Here is a 14,891-nt window from a genome sequence, read left to right on the forward strand (position 1 = left end):
CACCGCGGACACCCCGTGCACCGTCACCCCGTCCAACGAGCCCATACCTGTTCCCTTCCCGGTTCCGTTGCGTCCCGGACGGCCCGATCCGGCGGGCCCGGTGACCCGGGCCTCAGGTGACCCGGGCCTCAGGTGACCAGATGCCCGTCGCCGACACCGACCCACGTCGTCGAGGTCAGCTCGGGCAGCCCCATCGGGCCGCGGGCGTGCAGCTTCTGGGTCGAGATGCCGATCTCGGCGCCCATCCCGAACCGCTCCCCGTCGGTGAAACGGGTCGAGGCGTTCACCATGACGGCCGCGCTGTCGCAGGTCGTGATGAACCGCCGAGACGCCGGCAGGGACCGGGTGACGATCGCCTCGGTGTGCCCGCTGCTCCAGCGCCGGATGTGCGCGACCGCGTCGTCGAGGGAGTCGACGACGGCGACGGCCATATCCAACGACAGGTACTCGGCCGCCCAGTCGCCGTCGGTGGCGGGCAGCACCCGAGGATCGACGGCGCACACCGTCTCGTCGCCGTGCACGGTGACCCCGGCATCGTGCAGGGCGGCCAGCACCCGGGGCAGGAACTCCCCGGCCACGCCGGCGTGCACGAGCAGGGTCTCCGCCGAGTTGCACACCGAAACCCGCTGGGTCTTCGCGTTGACGGTGATCGCGAGCGCCTGGTCGAGGTCGGCATCGGCGTCCACATACACGTGGCAGTTGCCGACCCCGGTCTCGATGACGGGCACCGTCGACTCCTCGACGACCGCCCGGATCAGACCCGCGCCACCCCGCGGGATGAGCACGTCGACGAGCCCGCGCAGCCGCATCAGGTGCTTGACCGCATCGTGGTCCACCCCGGGGACGAGCTGCACCGCGTCCGCCGGCAGGCCGCTCGCGACGGCGGCGCCGCGCAGCACCGCCACCAGCGCGGTGTTGGAATGTACCGCGGAGGCGCTCCCGCGCAGCAACGCGGCGTTGCCGCTCTTGAGACACAGGCCTGCGGCGTCCACCGTGACGTTCGGCCGGGCCTCATAGATGATCCCGACGACACCGAGAGGCACCCGGATCTGGCGCAGCTCCATCCCGTTCGGCAACACCCGGCCGCGCACGACCTCGCCGACCGGGTCCTCCAACGCCGCGACCTGACGCAGGCCGTCGGCCATGCCGGCGAGCCGGGCCGGGGTGAGGGTGAGCCGATCGACCATCGCCCCGGCGGTGCCCGCCGCCCGCGCGGCGGCGAGGTCCTCGGCGTTCGCGGCGAGAATCTCCGCGGAACGGGCGATCAACGCGTCGGCCATGGCGAGCAGCGCGCGGTCCTTCTCGGCGCGGCTGCGCGGCGCCAGCAGGGCCGCCGCCGCCTTGGCACGGACGGCGCTGCCTCGGACATCCTCCGCAGAGGTGCTCATCTCGGGTCCTCCGTTAGGCGGGCGCCGCGGCGCTGCCCGCCGCTAAGAGGCTACCGGTGGCTCGGCGGTCGTGCCGTTCATCGCTCCTCACCCGTATCCGTCGCCTACACCCGCATCCGCGACCTACTCATCTCCTTATCCCGTTATCCAGATCTGCGATCCGCCAGGTCCGCGACAGGCAGGGACCCGGAACGGTGATAACCGGAACAGCCAGAAAGGCGCGCAGTTCGGACCCCCATGACGATCATCTCGACGGGATTGCCTACCGTGGTCGCATGCGTGCGCTGCACACGTCCGACTGGCATCTCGGGCGTGGCCTGTACGGTCACGACCTGATGCCGGCCCAGGCGGCCTTCGTCGATCATCTCGTCGACGTCGTCCGTTCCGAGGGCGTTGACGTCGTGCTCATCGCCGGCGACGTGCACGATCGGGCGATCCCGCCGGTGGGCGCGCTGGAGCTCTTCGACGAGGCGCTCTCCCGACTGCGCGATGCCGGCGCCCGGGTCGTGGTGATCAGTGGCAACCACGACGCGGCCCGCCGGCTCGGCGACAAGGCCGGCCTGCTCGACCCCCGCGTCCGCATCCGGACGGATCCGGCCGCGGTCGGGGATCCGGTCGTCGTCGAGGATCCCGCCGGGGCGGTCCGGGTGTACGCGATTCCCTACCTGGAGCCGTCGGCGGCGAACTCCCAGCTTCCCGAACCGGCGCAGGCGCCATCTGGCTCGGACGTCCCGGCCGCCGGGATCCCCGCCGCGACGATGCACCAGGCGATGCACCGGGCGATGCACGCAGTGCGGGCCGACCTCGCACGGTATCCGGATGCCCGGTCCGTCGTGGTGGCGCACGCCTGGGTCACCGGCGGGGCGGCGAGCGAGAGCGAACGCGACATCAGCGTCGGCGGGGTGGGCAATGTGCCGGCCCAGTTGTTCGAGGGGATCACCTATACCGCGCTCGGCCATCTGCACCGGCCACAGGCGATCGCCCCGTCCGTCCGCTACAGCGGATCGCCACTGGCCTACTCCTTCTCGGAGTCCGGCGACGCGAAAGCGTCACTGCTCGTCGAGATCGGTCCGACCGGGCTGGGGAACGTGACCCGCATCGGCGTTCCCGCCCGGCGGCGGATGGCCCTGCTGCGCGGCAGTCTTGCCGACCTCCTCACCGACCCCGCCCATGCCCCGCACGAGGCCGACTTCGTCTCCGCTGTGCTGACCGACCCCGTCCGCCCCATGGACGCCATGGCCCGGTTGCAGCGCCGGTTCCCCTTCGCCCTGCGGCTCGCGCACGAACCGGAGACGGAACCAGACGAGATACTCAGCTTCGGCCGGCGGACCCGGGGACGCTCGGAGCTGGAGATCGCCGAGGCCTTCGTCGCCCATGTACGCAGCGCTCCCTCGGCTCGGGAATGTGCTCTGCTCGCCGAAGCCCTCGGCGCCGCCCGCCGGGCCGAGGAGGAAGTCGCCTGATGCGTCCCCACCACCTGACCCTGGCGGCGTTCGGCGCCTTCCCCGGCACCGTCGAGATCGATTTCGACGTCCTCGGCAGCGGCGGCCTGCTCCTGCTCTGCGGGGAGACCGGGGGCGGCAAGACGACGCTGCTCGACGCGGTCGGGTTCGCGCTGTTCGGCCGGGTGCCGGGGATGCGCGGGGAGGTCTCCGGGCCGCCGGACCTGCGCTCGCACCACGCCGCGGCATCCCTACGGCCGGAGGTGACGCTGGAGTTCACGGTGGCGGCGGGACGTTTCCGGATCACCCGCGGCCCCGCCTGGGACAAGCCGAAACGCGGCGGCGGGACGACCCGCGCCCATCCGACGGCACGGCTGGAACGGTTCGACGGCGCCGGCGGCTGGGAGACGGTCGCCACCCGCATGGAGGACGTCGGCCATGAGATCGACCTGCTCGTCGGCATGAGCGACAAGCAGTTCTTCCAGGTCATCATGCTCCCGCAGGGACGCTTCGCCGACTTCCTCCAAGCCGACCACGGTGCGCGCGAGAAGCTCCTGAAGCGGCTGTTCCACGTCAACCGCTTCGAGTACGCCGAGCAGTGGCTGCTGGACCAGGCAAAGATCGCCGCCGAACGGCTGGCGCTGGCCCGCGCCGAGCTCGACCGGGTGACCGCCCGGGTCTCGCAGGTGGCGGCCGTCGACGAGCCGGAGGATCCGACGGCTGACGCCGGCTGGGCCTCGGACCTCGCCGGGACCGCCGCGGCGGCGGCCATCTCGGCCGACGAGGCGGCCGGCGCGGCGGCAGCGCGGCGCACCGCGGCCGAGGAGGCCTTGGACCAGGCACGCGACCTCGCCCGACGCGTCGGGCAGCGCCGGGTACTGGCCGCCCGGCAAGAGGAGCTCGCGGCACAGACGCCCCGGATCGAGCTGCTCGCCACCGAGTTGGACTCGGCCCGCCGGGCCGCCGCCGTCGCACCCGCCCTGGGCGAGGTCCACCGCCGCGCCGCCGAGGTCCACCGGGCCGAGGCCGCCGAACGAGACGCCCGGGACCGGCTCGGACGCCATCCATCCGGGCTCCTTCCCGGGGAACCCGCCCCCTCGGGACCGCTGCCCGAGGAGGGCACCGGGAGGCCTGCCGAAGCACCTGCCGAGGAACTCGCCCGCCTGGCCCGCCTCGCCCACACCGAGACCGGGCGACTGGGAACGTTGGCCGACACCCTCGCCGCCGCCGAGCGGGACGCCGAGGAGGCCGCCGGGGCCGACCAGGATACGGCCGCCTACACCCGGTCCGCCGCCGAACTCGCCGAGGCGATCAGCGTCACGCTGCCCCGCGCCCGCGTCGAGGCCGAGGCCCGGGTGGAGGTCGCCCGGCGGGCCGGCGCCGCTCTGCCCGGCCTGGTCGAACGGGCCCGGTGGGCCAAGGAGCTGGCCTCCGCCGTCCGGGAGGGGCGGCAGGTGCGGACCGTGGCCGACGAGGCCGAACGAGACGCATCCGCGGCCCGGACCCACGCATCCGACCTCCGGCGGCAGCGATTCGACGCCATCACCGCCGAACTCGCCGCCGCGCTTGTCCATGACACGCCCTGTCCGGTCTGCGGGGCCCTGGAGCATCTCGACCCGGCCGAGACCCGGGCCGACCATGTGAGCAAGGACGCCGAGACCGCGGCCGGGCAGGAGGCGGACCGGCTCGCCGACGCCGCGACGAGGGCGGGCCGGGCGGTGGCCCACTGGGAGTCCCGGGTCCGGGCGCTGCACGCCGACCTGGTCGGCCCAACGGACCCGGACCACAGCGCGAACCCGGACGACCGCGTCGAGGCCACCTTCGCCGAGATCCGCGCGCTTCCGGTCGCGACGCTGCTGGGCGGCTCCGGGGCGCCGGTCGCGGATCGGCTCGATGAACTCGCCGCCGTGCTGACCCACGCGGTCCGCGCCCGGACCCGGGCGGCGAAGAAGCTCGCCGCGGCGGAGGCCGCGTTGCGCGAGGTCCACGAGAACGAGAAGGAGACCGCGGCCCGCCATTCCGCCGCACGGACCGCGGCGCAGGCGGCCCGGGAACGCGCGGCGGACGCCCGGGACCGCGCCGCCCGACGGCTCGCCGGCGTTCCGGCGGAGCTATGCGACCCCGACGCCCTGGCCGCGCGCCGCCGTGCCGTCACCGCCCTCGCCGCCGATCACGAGGCCGCGCAGGCCGCGGCCCTGGCTGCCGAGCAGGCCCGGGCCGAACACATCCGCGCCGGGACGGCCGCCCTCGACCAGGCGCGGCAGGCGGGGTTCTCCGACCTGGACGACGCCGCCGAGGCCGTGCGGGACTCCGACTGGATGCGCCGCGCCGCGGACGAGGCCCGGGCCCATCGGGACGAGCTCGTCGCCGTCGGGGCCAGGCTGGCGGGCGAGGATCTCGCCGTCGATCCGGGCACCGAGGTCCCGCTGGCCGACCACGAGACGGCCGTGACCGACGCCCGTGAGGTCCACGAGAGCGCGCTCGCCACGGCCGCACGCGCCCGGGAACGGGCCGAGCGGCTGGCCGCGCTGGTCACGGAGTTCACCGAGAAGCTCACTACCCTGGATCCGCTGCGAGAGGCGGCGGACGAGCTGCGGGGACTCGCCGATCTGGCCGCCGGGCGGGGTGCCAACACCGAGCGCATGCCGCTGTCCAGCTTCGTGCTGGCGGCCCGGTTGGAAGAGGTGGCCGCCGCCGCCAGCCATCGGCTCGCGGCGATGAGCGGCGGTCGGTTCACCCTGGTGCACGACGCGGGGGAAAGCCGCGACAAGCGTCGGCGCGCCGGCCTCGGGCTGCTGGTCGACGACGCCTGGACCGGCCGGCAGCGCGACACGGCCACCCTGTCCGGCGGGGAGACCTTCCAGGCGGCGCTGTCACTGGCCCTCGGGCTCGCCGACGTCGTGACGGCCGAGGCGGGAGGCCGGCGGATGGACGCGCTGTTCATCGACGAGGGTTTCGGCACGCTCGACCCGGGCAGCCTCGACGAGGTGATGACCGTTCTCGACGAACTGCGTTCCGGCGGCCGGCTCGTCGGCGTCGTCAGCCATGTCACCGAACTGCGCCAGCGCATCCCGAACCAGATCCGGGTCGTCAAAGGGGTCGGCGGCAGCCGGGTCGAGACCACGTCCTGACCCGGACACACCACTGACCCGGACACACCACTACTCGGCTGGCCTAGCCGGGAAAACCGCCCCCCAGGCCAGGACCCGGGATCGGAAATGGCCGCCACCGGATTCCGGTGGCGGCCATTTCGGCATTGCCGAGCGGACCAGGGATCAGATCATTTCATCGAGTCTTCAACGGAGATGTCCGGTTACGAGAACAGGTTTATGGTGACCGACTTTCCACTGAACGGTCTCTGGAGGGGGAAGGTACGGCTGTAGTTGTCCGAGTTGTCGGAACACTGGACGCTGAAGGTGGCACTCGTGCCGGCCACCGGAACCTGCTGGAGGCTGAGGCTGTAGAAGCCGCCGGCGCCGACGCCGGACGAGTCGAACTCGCCGGCCGTCGTGCGGACCGCCACGCCTGCCGCGGCGCTGGCCGGGCACCTGGCGACGCCGCCGATCAAGACATTCGAACTGTTCAAATCCGCGCTCGCGGGAAGGGCCGATGCCAGCGTCAGCGCGCCGGCGGCTCCGGCCGAGGCGAGGAGACCCACGCTCTTACGCATTCTCATGACGAAATAACCTCTCTCAACAGATGCGACCTCTTGCCCGCCGAGGGAAGGTTACCCGACTCCGGAAACGCTATTCGCCGCCGTCGCTATTTTTTGCACCGAGGCCTCTTCAGTTTTATCGGCGTCTTTCCGGGTAGCCGGGGTGAAATGCCGGGAAAGAACTGTTGACGGGCTCTCTCGAATTCCGGGCCACGAGGCGCGATAGACGCCGGTTTCCACTGGAATATCGTCGTCCAAGCCATCCCCAATCCGATATGTCTAATTATATGGACGGTCTTGTCCCGGGCCGGGAAACGGCTCGTCCCGGGCCGGGAAACGGGCCGGCGCGCCTGGCTGTCACCTCAGCCCGGGTCGGGTGAGTAGCCGGCCGGGTCAGCGGGCCGGCAGCAGCAGCACGAGGTCGTCGCGGTGGACGATCTCACGTTCGTACGACGGTCCGAGTTCCATGGCGAGGTCGGCCGTCGAACGCCCGAGCATCACGGGCAGCTCCGCCGCGTCGAAGGCGACGAGCCCCCGCGCCACGGACCGCCCGTCGGGGTCGACCAGGTCCACCGGGTCCCCGGCGGCGAAGTCCCCCTCCACGCCGGTTATCCCGGCGGGCAGCAGCGACGCCCGCCGCCGTACCACCGCGGCCACCGCCCCGGAGTCCAAGTGCAGCCGGCCCTCGGGGGCGGTCGCGTGCGCCAGCCAGAGCAGGCGGGAGGCCCGACGCGACCCGGTGGGGTGGAAGACGGTGCCGACCTCGTCCCCCCGCAGCACCGGTGCGGCGTTCGCGGCCGAGGTGATGATCGCCGTGACGCCGCCGGAAGCCGCCATCCGGGCCGCCTCGATCTTGGTAGCCATCCCGCCGACCCCGACACCGGCGGTGCCCGTGCCCCGGGCGGTCAGCCCGTCCAGGTCGGTATCCGAACGCACCTCGCGCACCATGGTCGCCGGGCCCAGCCTGGGGTTGGCGTCGTACAGGCCGTCCACGTCGGACAGAAGCACCAGCAGGTCCGCCGACACGAGATGGGCGACAATCGCGGCGAGCCGGTCGTTGTCGCCGACCCGGATCTCCTGGGTGGCCACCGCGTCGTTCTCGTTGATGATCGGGATGACGTCGAGCTCGAGCAGCCGGTCGAGCGCGGTCCGGGCGTTACGGTAGTGGGTGCGGCGGATCACATCGGTCGCCGTCAGCAGCACCTGGCCGACCTGGTGACCGGCCCGTCCGAACGCCGCCGCGTAGCTGTGTACGAGCGAGCTCTGGCCGACGCTCGCCGCCGCCTGCTGGGTGGCGAGGTCACGCGGCCGCCGGGCCAGGCCGAGCGGGGCGAGACCCGCGGCGATGGCCCCGGAGGACACCAGCACCAGTTGTTGTCCGGCCCGGGGCAGCACCGCGGCCACCAGCGCCTCAAGCCGGTCGACGTCCAGACCGCCGACGGCCGTCGTCAGCGAGGACGAACCGACCTTGACGACGACCCGGCGCGCGTCGGTCACGAACGGACGCACGCCTTCATCCTTTTTCTTCTCCTCGTACCGCCGGTTCTCCTCGTACCGCCGGGTCGACGACGACGGCGGCGGCGCGGCGAGCCATCCGTTCGGCCCGGGTCAACCGCACCGAGGTCCGCAACCGGTCGTCGGTCCCGCGCGGTCCGAGGGAGACCGAGGAAGCCGTGTCCCCACCTCGGCCGGGTGACGGTGCCGCACCGGAGGCCGCGGTGCCGGCCGGCCCGCGGCCACCCGGACCGGTCTCGGCGAGCCCGTCGCCACCCGGATGATCATCACCACCCAGCCCACCGTTCCCCAGCCCGCCGCCGCTCAGCGTTGGCTCCCAGTCGAACGTGACCTCGCCGATGGTCACCTCCACTCCCGCGGTGGCGCCGAGGCGAGCGAGCTCCTTCTCCACGCCGAGGCGGGCGAGCCGGTCGGCGAGAAAGCCGATCGCCTCGTCGTTGGTGAAGTCGGTCTGCCGCACCCAGCGCTCGGGCTTCGACCCGGTGATCAGGAAACCGTCGCCGAGGGGGCGCACCGTGAAGTCGGGCTCGTTCACCGCGCGAGGACGCAGCACGATGCGGGTCGCCGCCCGGGCCGGCGCGGCCGCCCGGTGCTGGGCGACGAGGTCGGCCAAGGCCAGGGACAGCGCGTGCACGCCACGTCGGGTCGCGGTACTCACCGCGAAGACCGCGAGGTCACGGGCTCGCAGCTCGGGAGCGACGAGCTCCGCGAGCTCCGCGGCGTCCGGAACGTCGATCTTGTTGAGGACGACCAGCCGGGGACGGTCGGACAGATCGGCGGAGTAGGCTGCGAGCTCGGCCTCGATGACGTCGAGGTCGGTCATCGGATCACGGCCCGGTTCCAGGGTGGCGCAGTCCAGCACATGCACGATCACCGAGCAGCGTTCGATGTGCCGGAGGAACTCCAAGCCCAGCCCGCGTCCCTCGCTGGCGCCCGGAATCAGGCCGGGGACGTCCGCGACCGTGTAGGGAGGACGATCACCCGCCTGCGCCACGCCGAGATTGGGCACCAGCGTCGTGAAGGGATAGTCGGCGATCTTCGGCTTGGCCGCGCTGAGCACCGACACCAGGGAGGACTTGCCGGCGCTGGGAAAACCGACGAGCGCGACGTCGGCCACGGTCTTGAGTTCCAGCACGGCGTCGAGCTGCTCGCCGGGCTCGCCGAGTTCGGCGAACCCGGGGGCCTTGCGGCGGGCCGACGCGAGCGCCGCGTTGCCCCGCCCCCCACGGCCGCCGCGGGCCAGTACGAACGCGCTGCCCGGTCCGACCAGGTCGATGATCTGCTCGCCGTCCTCCGTCAGCACGACGGTTCCGTCCGGCACCGGGAGGACGAGGTCCGCACCGTCCGCTCCGTGCCGGTTCGACCCCTGGCCGGGGCGTCCCCGAGAGGCGCGCTGATGCGGATGGAAGTGGAAGTCGAGCAGGGTGGTCACGCTCGGGTCCACCACGAGGCGGACGTCACCACCCCGGCCGCCGTCACCGCCGTCCGGCCCGCCCAGCGGCTTGAACTTCTCCCGGTGGATGGAGGCACAGCCGTGACCGCCGTCCCCGGCCGTCGCGTGCAGCACCACCCGGTCGACGAATGTCGGCATCACCACCTCCTCTCTACATCCCTCCCCGCGAGAGAGGCACCAAAGCCGCGCAACCACGCCCGGAAGGGCGGTGGTACGCGCGGCTGCTGGCTCACCAGTGATCGCCGATGATCGCCATCTGACGGCAACCAAGGCCACGCCGTCGAACCGACGGCGTGGCCTTGACGATCAGATTAAGCGGGTACCGCCGCCTCGGCCACCACGTTCACGACCCGACGGCCCCGCCGATGGCCGAACCGCACGTGCCCGGGCGAGAGCGCGAACAGCGTGTCGTCCTTGCCGCGCCCGACCAGATCACCCGGGTGGAAATGGGTCCCACGCTGACGGACGATGATCTCGCCGGCCTTCACGTACTGGCCGCCGAAGCGCTTCACGCCCAGCCGCTGCGCGTTCGAATCCCGCCCGTTGCGCGAGGAACTCGCGCCCTTCTTGTGCGCCATCCCGCTCAGGCCTTCCCGGTCTCGATGCCAGTCACCTTGAGACGCGTCAGCTTCTGGCGGTGACCCTGGCGCTTGTGGTAGCCGGTCTTGTTCTTGAACTTGTGGATCCGGATCTTCGGACCCTTGACGACGCCGACGACCTCGGCGGTGACCGCGACGGACGCGAGAGCGTCGGCGTCGTGGGTGACCGACTCGCCATCGACGAGCAGGAGCGCCGGAAGGTTCACGGCCGCGCCCGGCTCTCCGGAAAGGAGCTCGACGTCGACGACATCGCCGACGGCGACCCTGTGCTGCTTGCCGCCGCTGGCAACGACCGCGTACACCAGATCTCCCTGCTGTTGTTATGCCGCTGTGACCACACGGAACCCGAAAGGGCGTTCCCCGCGGAGCTTTGGGTGCGCATGGGCCGCGATCGGCCGGAACGCGGACGATCGGCGGTCATCCAGCGAGCATTGCCCGCTAGCGAGCATCGCCCCATCCGGATGAGCATGCGGGCTCCACCTTACAGGTCATCGGGAGCGGAGCGAAGGAGCGCCCGCCGCATACCGCGCATTCCGTCCCGCGCATCCCCCGCACGGCGGTCGCGTGTCCCGCACCCGACGGGCCCGCCGGGCGGCTCTCATCGCGGGTCCTCGCCCCGCTCGTCCGGGTCATATCCAGGGATGACCCGGACGGGCCATGGTGTAGGCCGCTGAGGAGGGAGAAGCATGGATCGTCCACATGGCGGAGTTCCACGATGGATCGTGAGGCTTCGGCGCCGGGAATGAGATCGCGTCGGGGGTGACGAGGATGTACTGGCAGCTGGTGATCTGGGCCGCGGGAGCCGGTACCGCCGTCGCTCTGGCCGTCGTCTGCCGCCCGGCGGCCACCGCCGCCCGTCGTTACGGCTCGGTTCCCGGCACGGTCCCCGCCGCGACGGGCGCGCTGACCGTGCTGGTCGTCGTCGGTCTCACCCTCACGGCCTTCGCCGGCCTACCGCCCTGGGCAGGCGCCTGTTGGACGCTGGGCACCGCGGCCACGGCCGGATGGATCGCGCTGCGCAGGCGGGGTCCATCCGCGTGGGGATTGCCCGATTCCGGGATGAAGGGCCGGCCGTCCGGTGGTCTCGAGGCGGGAGACCCGGGAGAGGCGGGAGATCCGGGAGAGGCGGCCGATCCCGCCTACGCGGCCGATGAGCCGGTCCTACGCGGTCGGATGATCCCGAACCTCGCCGATCAGGACGATCTGGTGCAGTCGCTGACCATCGCCTCCTATGCCCTGCAGATGGGCGATCCAGGACGGGCCCGTCAGGCGGTCGAGGTAGCCTTGTCCCGTTCCCGGGCCACCCTCGATCTGCTACTGCGGGAGAATGCCGGCCGCGGGCTCGTGCGCCCGGGCCCGGCCGCCGGGCCGGGCCGGTCCGAGTCGGGCCGGGCCGACCGCCGCCTGAACGGCCGGTCCGGCTCTCCGCCAGGCCTCGATCAGCTGGGGGCGCCCACGACGAGCGACCCAGCATCCCACGCCGGACGCCGCGGGGTCCTTCCGCTCCAGAGACAAGCTGGCGGACCAGTGGCACCGGATCTCTGGCGGGTCAGGCGCTCGGGGGTTCCGCCGAGGGCACGGACTCCAGCGACTCTGCCGGCTTGGACACCGGCCGGGAGGCCCGCCGTCGTCGGCCCCGGGCCGGTTTGCCCGCAGTGGACAAGGCGTTGTCCGCGGTCGCGAGGCTGTCGGGATCATCGGAGTTGGCGTACACCGGCGGCAGGGGCTCCTCGAAGCCGCCCGCGCCGGAGCCACCGCCAGCGGGCACATGCCCGTTCGACCCAGCTGGGGAACCGACTGCCCCGAGTCCCGGGGCGGCGGCAGCTGCGGCCCCGCCCGCCGGCCCCGCCGCGCTGTCGGCCGCATGCGCGGGCTCGGGCGCGAGCACCGTATCCGCGGCGGTGACGCCCGCGGTGGCTATCGCACCCTCGCCGGCCGTCACGGCGACGTTCTCCGCGGCGTCGGGCGTCGGTGATGCGGCAGATTCGATGGATCCGATGGATCCGATGGATCCGATGGGTTCGCCAGGTCCGCCGGACGCCTCGGATTCGGATGCGGACGTGGGCTCGGCCGACGCGACGGCGATGATCGCGGGGCTGTCGACGGCGCTCGTGGACGAGACGCTCGTGGACGAGACGCTCGTGGACGAGGAGCGGACCCGACGACCGGACCCGGACCCCTCAGTCGGCGCGGGCACCGCCACCGGAGTCGGCTGACCGGCACCGGACACGACGGTCCCGCTCGGCACGCCGGCTGCGGCGTGTGCACCGCTGCCGCCGTCGAGGTGGATGACCACCCCGCGGCCGTTGCAGTGCACGCACGGCTCGCTGTACGCCTCCAGCAGGCCCTGCCCCACCCGCTTGCGGGTCATCTGGACCAGCCCGAGGCTGGTCACCTCGGCGACCTGGTGCCGGGTACGGTCCCGGCCAAGGCACTCGGTGAGCCGGCGCAGGACCAGTTCTCGGTTGCTCTCCAGAACCATGTCGATGAAGTCGATGACAATGATGCCACCGATATCCCGCAGCCGCAGCTGACGGACGATCTCCTCGGCGGCTTCCAGGTTGTTCTTGGTGACCGTCTCCTCGAGGTTGCCGCCCTTGCCGGTGAACTTGCCCGTGTTGACGTCGATGACCGTCATCGCCTCGGTCCGGTCGATGACGAGCGATCCGCCCGAGGGCAGCCAGACCTTGCGGTCGAGGGCCTTGGCGAGCTGCTCGTCTACCCGGTACTCGGCGAAGACGTCACCGGTTCCGTTGTAGCGGCGGATCCGCGACCGCAGATCGGGAGCCACTGTGTCGATGTACTCCTCGATCGTGATGGCCTCACCCGAGCCCTGGACGACCAGCTCGGTGAAGTCCTCGTTGAAGATGTCCCGGATCACCCGGACGACCAGGTCCGGCTCGCCGTAGAGCAGCGAGGGCGCCGACGCCTTCTTCGCCTTGCGCTCGATGTCCTCCCATTGGGCGGCGAGCCGCTCGATGTCGCGTTCCAGCTCGGCCTCGCTGGCACCCTCGGCTGCGGTGCGCACGATGACCCCGCCGTCCTCGGGCGTGATTTTCTTCAGGATGCTCTTGAGCCGCGCTCGTTCGGTGTCCGGCAACTTGCGGCTGATCCCGGCGTTCTGTCCGTCCGGGACGAACACCAGGTACCGCCCCGGCAGACTGATCTGGCTGGTGAGCCGCGCGCCCTTGTGCCCGATCGGATCCTTGGACACCTGGACCAGGACCGACTGACCGGACTTGAGCACCTGCTCGATCTTGCGAGGCCGACCGTCCAGCCCGGATGCGTCGTAGTTGACCTCGCCGGCATAGAGGACGGCATTGCGTCCCTTGCCGATGTCGACGAAGGCCGCCTCCATGCTGGCCAGCACGTTCTGTACTCGGCCGAGGTAGACGTTGCCCGCATAGGACGACGAGCTCGCCCGGGTCACGAAGTGCTCGACGAGTACCCCGTCCTCCAGCACGGCGATCTGGGTGCGCTCCCCGGCGTGGCGGACGACCATCCGGCGTTCGACCGACTCCCGCCGGGCCAGGAACTCCGCCTCGGTGACGATCGGTGGCCGACGCCGACCACTGTCGCGGCCCTCCCGGCGCCGCTGACGCTTGGCCTCCAGACGGGTGGACCCGCTCAGCCCCCGGACCAGGTCCTCGTCCTTGCGGGTCTCCCGGACGTGGACGACCGTGTTCGGCGGGTCGTCGGCGAGCGCCGGCTCGTCGCCGCCGGCGCGACGGCGCCGCCGCCGCCGGCGGCGGGCCCCTCCCAGCCGGTCGTCCTCGTCCTCACCGTCACGCTCGGCACTTTCCTCCGCCGCGCCGGGGGTCGTCTCGGCGCCGTCATCCGACGCGACGGCGGGCACCGACCCGCTTCCCTGCCCGGCCACGGACGAGCCGTCCACACCGTCCGTGTCCTGTGCCACACCCTCGCGACCCGTGTCGTCCGCAGCCGCAGCGCCGTCCTCCGGGCCGGACTCCACGCCGTCCTCGTCGCCCCGGGCCCGACCACGACCACGGCGACCACGGCGCCGACGGCGGGTGGAGGCCGAGCCGCCCCCATCCGGGTCGTCGTCGCATTCGCTGTCCTCCTCGCCGCCCGTGAGGCCGCCCATCGTGTCGGGATCGGTCGTGTCGGGATCGGTGGCCACGTCCGCCTCGTCCCGGGGGTGAGCCGGTGCCTCGGCATGCTGCCGCTCGGCGGACGGGAACGCCGTGCCCGCCACGGCGTCCACCGCGGTGGCGGCGGATCCGAGTTCGGCGGCACGCCGCCAGCGAGCCTCCACGACCGCCGGTTCGGGGGCCTGGAAGGTCACCATGGCGACCGGTCGCCGGAGCACGGGACGGATCATCGTCTCGACGACCGACTCGTTATGGATCCCGGCCCAGGTCGGAGCGGTCGCCCGCCTGGCCCTTGTCGCCGCGCTCCGGGTGCTGCCGGCCTCGGGCTCGGCAGAGCTCGACTCAGCAGAGCTCGACTCAGCGGTCGGCTCCCGGGCCGCCGGCTCGGCGACGCCGGGCTCGGCGACGCCGGGCTCGTCGGTCCCGGGCTGCGCGGACTCCGGTTCCGTGGGCCCAGGCGTGTCCGTAGGCCCGGATCTGTCCGTAGGCCCGGGCGTGTCGGGAGCCGACGCCACGGCGGCGGTCGAACCCGCGGGTACACCGACGGACCCGGTCGCACCGACATCCGGCATCGCCGGACCGAGGGTGGTCGCATCGGCAGGCCCGGCTGCGGCGGCAGGCCCGGCGGCGGCAGCAGGCCCGGCGGCGGCGGCAGGCCCGGCGGCGGCGGCAGGCCCGGCGGCGGCGGCAGGCCCGGCGGCGGCAGCAGGCCCGGCGGCGGCGGCAG

The 14,891-nt window shown here is 72.5% G+C and carries 9 protein-coding genes and 1 pseudogene; 3 read left to right on the forward strand and 7 right to left on the reverse strand.

What is annotated here, in order from left to right; genetic code table 11:
- Nucleotides 1-128: 128 nt before the first annotated feature.
- Nucleotides 129-1,388: a glutamate-5-semialdehyde dehydrogenase gene (locus AC08OO_RS11635; RefSeq protein ID WP_476610597.1), complete on the reverse strand. Its 1,260-nt coding sequence runs from the start codon at nt 1,386-1,388 to the stop codon at nt 129-131.
- 275 nt (nt 1,389-1,663) lie between these two features.
- Here AC08OO_RS11635 and AC08OO_RS11640 point away from each other — a divergent pair, with 275 nt between their 5' ends.
- Nucleotides 1,664-2,851: an exonuclease SbcCD subunit D gene (locus AC08OO_RS11640; RefSeq protein WP_476610598.1), complete on the forward strand. Its 1,188-nt coding sequence runs from the start codon at nt 1,664-1,666 to the stop codon at nt 2,849-2,851.
- Entirely contained in the window at nt 2,851-5,961 is a 3,111-nt protein-coding gene (locus AC08OO_RS11645) for an AAA family ATPase (protein ID WP_476610599.1), read from the forward strand. Before AC08OO_RS11640 ends, AC08OO_RS11645 begins: the two co-directional genes overlap by 1 nt.
- 182 nt (nt 5,962-6,143) lie before the next feature.
- On the opposite strand, the gene AC08OO_RS11650 is transcribed toward AC08OO_RS11645, so the two are convergent.
- From AC08OO_RS11650 to AC08OO_RS11675, 6 genes are all read right to left on the reverse strand, one after another.
- Nucleotides 6,144-6,506, reverse strand: a complete 363-nt coding sequence (locus AC08OO_RS11650; protein WP_476606697.1) for a hypothetical protein — start codon at nt 6,504-6,506, stop codon at nt 6,144-6,146.
- Between the two features lie 372 nt (nt 6,507-6,878).
- Nucleotides 6,879-7,994: a glutamate 5-kinase gene (gene proB, locus AC08OO_RS11655; protein WP_476606696.1), complete on the reverse strand. Its 1,116-nt coding sequence runs from the start codon at nt 7,992-7,994 to the stop codon at nt 6,879-6,881.
- 4 nt (nt 7,995-7,998) lie between these two features.
- Nucleotides 7,999-9,591, reverse strand: a complete 1,593-nt coding sequence (obgE, locus tag AC08OO_RS11660; protein WP_476610600.1) for a GTPase ObgE — start codon at nt 9,589-9,591, stop codon at nt 7,999-8,001.
- Between the two features lie 173 nt (nt 9,592-9,764).
- Nucleotides 9,765-10,031 carry a 50S ribosomal protein L27 gene (gene rpmA, locus AC08OO_RS11665; RefSeq protein ID WP_011435665.1) on the reverse strand — a complete coding sequence of 89 codons (267 nt, stop codon included), beginning with the start codon at nt 10,029-10,031 and terminating at the stop codon, nt 9,765-9,767.
- A gap of 5 nt (nt 10,032-10,036) precedes the next feature.
- Nucleotides 10,037-10,354, reverse strand: coding sequence for a 50S ribosomal protein L21 (gene rplU, locus AC08OO_RS11670; RefSeq protein ID WP_011435664.1), 318 nt, complete (start codon nt 10,352-10,354; stop codon nt 10,037-10,039).
- A 1,247-nt stretch (nt 10,355-11,601) separates the two neighbouring features.
- Entirely contained in the window at nt 11,602-14,394 is a 2,793-nt protein-coding gene (locus AC08OO_RS11675; protein WP_476618505.1) for an Rne/Rng family ribonuclease, read from the reverse strand.
- Here AC08OO_RS11675 and AC08OO_RS11680 point away from each other — a divergent pair.
- Nucleotides 14,360-14,891, forward strand: a pseudogene (locus AC08OO_RS11680) (hypothetical protein); the annotation flags it as partial. The gene AC08OO_RS11675 and the pseudogene AC08OO_RS11680 sit on opposite strands and share 35 nt — an antisense overlap.

Source organism: Frankia sp. CeCAU1, from assembly GCF_977971845.1.

Bases quoted from the DNA above. Each gene is read 5' to 3' on its own strand.
- AC08OO_RS11635 (WP_476610597.1), bottom strand. From the start codon at position 1,388: ATGAGCACCTCTGCGGAGGATGTCCGAGGCAGCGCCGTCCGTGCCAAG.
- AC08OO_RS11640 (WP_476610598.1), top strand. From the start codon at position 1,664: ATGCGTGCGCTGCACACGTCCGACTGGCATCTCGGGCGTGGCCTGTAC.
- AC08OO_RS11645 (WP_476610599.1), top strand. From the start codon at position 2,851: ATGCGTCCCCACCACCTGACCCTGGCGGCGTTCGGCGCCTTCCCCGGC.
- AC08OO_RS11650 (WP_476606697.1), bottom strand. From the start codon at position 6,506: ATGAGAATGCGTAAGAGCGTGGGTCTCCTCGCCTCGGCCGGAGCCGCC.
- obgE (WP_476610600.1), bottom strand. From the start codon at position 9,591: ATGCCGACATTCGTCGACCGGGTGGTGCTGCACGCGACGGCCGGGGAC.
- rpmA (WP_011435665.1), bottom strand. From the start codon at position 10,031: ATGGCGCACAAGAAGGGCGCGAGTTCCTCGCGCAACGGGCGGGATTCG.
- AC08OO_RS11675 (WP_476618505.1), bottom strand. From the start codon at position 14,394: ATGATCCGTCCCGTGCTCCGGCGACCGGTCGCCATGGTGACCTTCCAG.